The organism is Limnobacter olei (assembly GCF_029087225.1).
Lineage (GTDB): Bacteria > Pseudomonadota > Gammaproteobacteria > Burkholderiales > Burkholderiaceae_B > Limnobacter > Limnobacter olei.
Map to the genome: position 1 here is coordinate 1 of NZ_JARFJD010000039.1, position 3,769 is coordinate 3,769.

4 protein-coding genes and 1 pseudogene are annotated in these 3,769 nt (G+C 47.3%); 3 read left to right on the plus strand and 2 right to left on the minus strand.

All coding sequences use genetic code 11. The features are described from left to right. Both PY990_RS15720 and PY990_RS15725 read right to left on the minus strand, forming a co-directional pair. Positions 1-479 (minus strand): helix-turn-helix domain-containing protein (locus tag PY990_RS15720; protein ID WP_275272403.1); only part of this gene is annotated, 479 nt, incomplete at its 3' end. A gap of 26 nt (positions 480-505) precedes the next feature. After that, positions 506-1,024 carry a transposase gene (locus PY990_RS15725; RefSeq protein WP_275272404.1) on the minus strand — a complete coding sequence of 173 codons (519 nt, stop codon included), beginning with the start codon at positions 1,022-1,024 and terminating at the stop codon, positions 506-508. A gap of 164 nt (positions 1,025-1,188) precedes the next feature. On the opposite strand from PY990_RS15725, the gene PY990_RS15730 reads away from it, so the two are divergent. The 3 genes and pseudogenes from PY990_RS15730 to PY990_RS16410 form a co-directional block, all read left to right on the plus strand. Beyond that, positions 1,189-2,124, plus strand: a complete 936-nt coding sequence (locus PY990_RS15730) for an AraC family transcriptional regulator (protein ID WP_275272405.1) — start codon at positions 1,189-1,191, stop codon at positions 2,122-2,124. Positions 2,125-2,126: 2 nt separating this feature from the next. Continuing rightward, positions 2,127-2,867, plus strand: a complete 741-nt coding sequence (locus PY990_RS15735; protein WP_275272406.1) for a hypothetical protein — start codon at positions 2,127-2,129, stop codon at positions 2,865-2,867. A gap of 493 nt (positions 2,868-3,360) precedes the next feature. After that, positions 3,361-3,591, plus strand: a pseudogene (locus tag PY990_RS16410) (IS3 family transposase); the annotation flags it as partial. Positions 3,592-3,769 lie beyond the last annotated feature (178 nt).

Below are 3,769 nucleotides of genomic sequence, written 5' to 3' on the forward strand. Positions count from 1 at the left end.
AATTTTGGATGCAAGTCAACATACAGATACCAGTGCTGACCACGGACCGCCGACGGGCAGTAACTGATGTCCCAGCTCCACACCTGATTGGGGCCAGTGGCGGTAAAGCTGGTGGGCTCAGGCACCTTGCGTCTTGGGCTCATACGGCCTCTGTGATTCTGCTGCTGATGCTTTTTCAGCACCCGGTAAAACGATGACTCAGACGCCAGGTAGATGCCCTTGTCAGCCAGCTTTGGAACAATCTGTGAGGGCGGCAGACTGCGGTATTCCTGCTGGTTACAGGTGGCCAGAATGGCGACCTCCTCAGCAACTGTCAGCTGATGCGGCTGTTCAGCAGGCTTGGCCAGTGGCCGACGATCCGTGGTAACCAGACCATCGGCTTGTCGCCAACGCTTTACCGTACGCTCACTCAGGCCCATCAGCTCCGCTGCCTTGTAGCGAGCGGCACCTCCAGCCACGGCTTCATCAAAGTACTGCAACAGCCTTGTACGTTCGTCCAGCGAGGTCAGCTGTCCTCGTTGTCCGGGGTTTCGCCGTACAAGGCTTCGAGCTTTTTTGACAGCACCAGCAAGGAGGTCGTTTCTGCCAATACGCGGTCTTTACGGCGCACTTCTGCCTGGAGCTTCTTGATGGTTTTGCGAGCCTCTCGCTGCTGCTTCTGAGCGGTCTTGTCGCTCTCCACCTGCATGCCTGCACCCTGGAGGCAACCGGCCTTCCAGCGTTGGATCTGCTCGGGGTACAAGCCTTTCTCACGGCAATAGGCGCTGAGTTCGGCTTCAGACATGGGCGCTGTTTCAATCACAGCAGCCAGCTTTGCTTCAGGAGACCAATCGTCTCCATTATTACGATTACCCGGCACAGGCATTCCTTGTTGTCGACACTGTTTCAGCCAACTATACAGGGTCACAGCGGAGATGCCTTCCTCTGCGGATACCGAGACGACGGTCCGGTTATGGGGTGGCAACAGCTTGTTCAGGACTGCCGCTTTACGTTCATTGGAATAGCGTGGCATGTGTGCATCCATACCGCCCCCTGTGATGTGGTTTCAGGCAAAACTGCCTACTGGACAACTAGGCTGACACAGGGGGACTTACTGATTAGACTGACTTTACAGCATGTAAAATAGATATAATATGTTCAATAGTTCGTATAACATGAGCTATTGGACAGTTTACGTAGGAGCTATATATGGATGTTCTCAGTGAAATTTTAGATAAGGTAGAGCTTACTAGCAGCTACTGGTATAGAACCTCATTTGCGGGAGACTGGGGCATCAGCCTCCCGCAGGAAGAGAATCTAGCGAGATTTCACATCGTGACTCATGGCGAGTTTTGGTATGAAGTGCCAAAACTTAAACTTAAAGCATTGGCGGAGCAGGGCGATATTTTGATCTTTTTCAAAGGGATGGAGCACACCATGGCCAGTGCACCAAAAATCAAGGCCGAGCCTGCGGTCGAATTTAGAGCGAAAGCCAACCTCACCGAAGCTCAAGTTTTGGAATACGGTGATCAGAGCAAGCTCAAAGCCAACGTCGTTTGCGGACATTTTTGTTTTAATGGCGGACCCGATCATCCATTCTTAAATTCGCTGCCAAATGTCGTGCATATCAAGAGTGCTGATAACTCCCACTCGCCTTGGCTTGCCATGCTTTTAAGTATTATAGAGCAGGAAGCAAAATCAGGGCTTCCTGGAAGCAACACGTTAGTCAGAAAGCTGACCGAAATTATCTTCGTGCAAGCGTTAAGAATCCACATGTACAAATCCAATAAAAATGCTGGATTCTTCAAACTGATCGAAAATCCGCAACTCAGCAAAACCTTGGAAGCTATTCATCATAGTCTCGATAAAAAATGGGGTCTTGACGATCTCGCCGGGATTGCGGGGATGTCGCGTACGAACTACAGCGTCAAATTTAAGGAGCTGTCAGGCATGACGCCTCTTGATTATTTAACCTATTGTCGGCTTGAAAAAGCAAAGCAGCTGCTTAAAGAATCCGTTAAGTCTGTTCCCGAAGTGAGTGAAGCCATTGGGTATCCGGCACATGAACACTTTCAAAAGTTGTTTAAGAAAAAAATTGGCAAAACTCCTAGCGCTTACAGAAAAGAAAATTCTAAAAAGGTGTAAAAATGAATATCTATAACTCTCCTGTTACCAAAATAGCTTTCTGGGTCATAGTAATTGGTGGTGCGGCTTGCCTGCTTATCCCTTTGTTTGCACCTCTTCTTCCGCTGCAATATTTGAAAGGTTATGGCGAAATAGGAGATGTTCTTGGAGGTATTTCAAGCCCATTTGTACAAATTCTGGGTTCAGTGCTTCTCTTTCTGGTGTTAAAAGCTCAGATTGACGCTAATGGCATCCTCCATCAGCAAATCGAAAAGGAATATACGAAGGAGCAACTGAGGCACGAGTTGAATCAGCTTCACGAACTTTATATGTTCGTCGAAAGAAACATTAAAAATTTTAGCTACGATCAGGAAAAGATGATTGATGGCAAGTCGCAAATGATCCTTCTGCATTCCCGGCGAGCGATTAAATGTTTCATTGAGGATCTAGAGGGCTTAGATGTTGATATTCACAAAGATGACGACATTTTAAGGTTCGACGGGGTTAAAGAAATTATGAGCATTTTGAACAGCGTTGACCTATATTTCGACAAAATCAAAGACAGCGAGATTGCACCTTATCATAAGAGTTTTTATAAAACGCTTATGCAGCACGAACTTCTCTTCAGCGTTTTTCCTTATCAAGATCTCGACAATCAAGCGTACCTAAAACAAGATAATTGCCCAGAGTGTGGTGAATATCATGCAAATTATCCGCCACTGATTTATGACCGGTTACAGAAAATTAAGAAAAGTTTCTTGTGATGGATCTGGATATTCATTCGATATCGGTCCTGCCAAAAAGCTATTTGTAGTATATCGAGTACGGGCTGGGGTGTGGTAATTCCAATCTTAGAAAACTCAAAGCTTATCCTGAAACTATCGGAATTGTTGGTTGGGTGAGGCTTAGTCGCCCCGTAAAGCCTTATCGGGGCGGCAAAGACAACTTTTCATATCACTGCGATTGATGACGTCCTTTGTTTACTAAAGTTGTAAGTCCTTATTCTTTGTTTTAGACCTTCAACCACTCCGGGCTTGTCACTAGGTGAGTCCCCTTGGCTAACCTTAGCCGTCAGATCGTATTCAGCGATTTCTAGCCGGTCCCCCTGAATCATTTTACGCCAACCGTTCCACAACTTAGGGTCAAGCTCTTCGGTACGCCAACCATCGGTCGGTTCGCTCCGACTCGCTAAAGCCAGATCCCTGATTTGGTTCTGGAGCGTTAGATCGTCAATCATGCCTAAACGACCACTACACCTTCAGAAGATTAAAAACGGACTGTGTGCCAACGGATAGTCTATAGTTCTTTTGCTGAAGCAGAGCGGGAAATACTGGATTACATGCTGGCTATTACAGCCAGCTCAGGTCACATCACTATAACGGTGGTTTGGATCCGAATGAATCCGAGCGCAGATATTGGCTTGGCTACAACGAAGTGGCCAAAATTAGTTCACCACTACATACAGCGTACTGTCTTTCAAATCACTAGGAGAAATTTATGTCACGTTTGAACACCCCTACCACAATCGACGCCGCGCCTACTTCTACCCATACCTCACTCAAGGCTGTGGAAAAACAACTGGGCCGCGTTCCTAACATGTTCCGCGTCGTTGCCAACAGCCCTGCTGCGCTGACTGGCTACCTGCAATTGAGCGCAGCATCAGCAC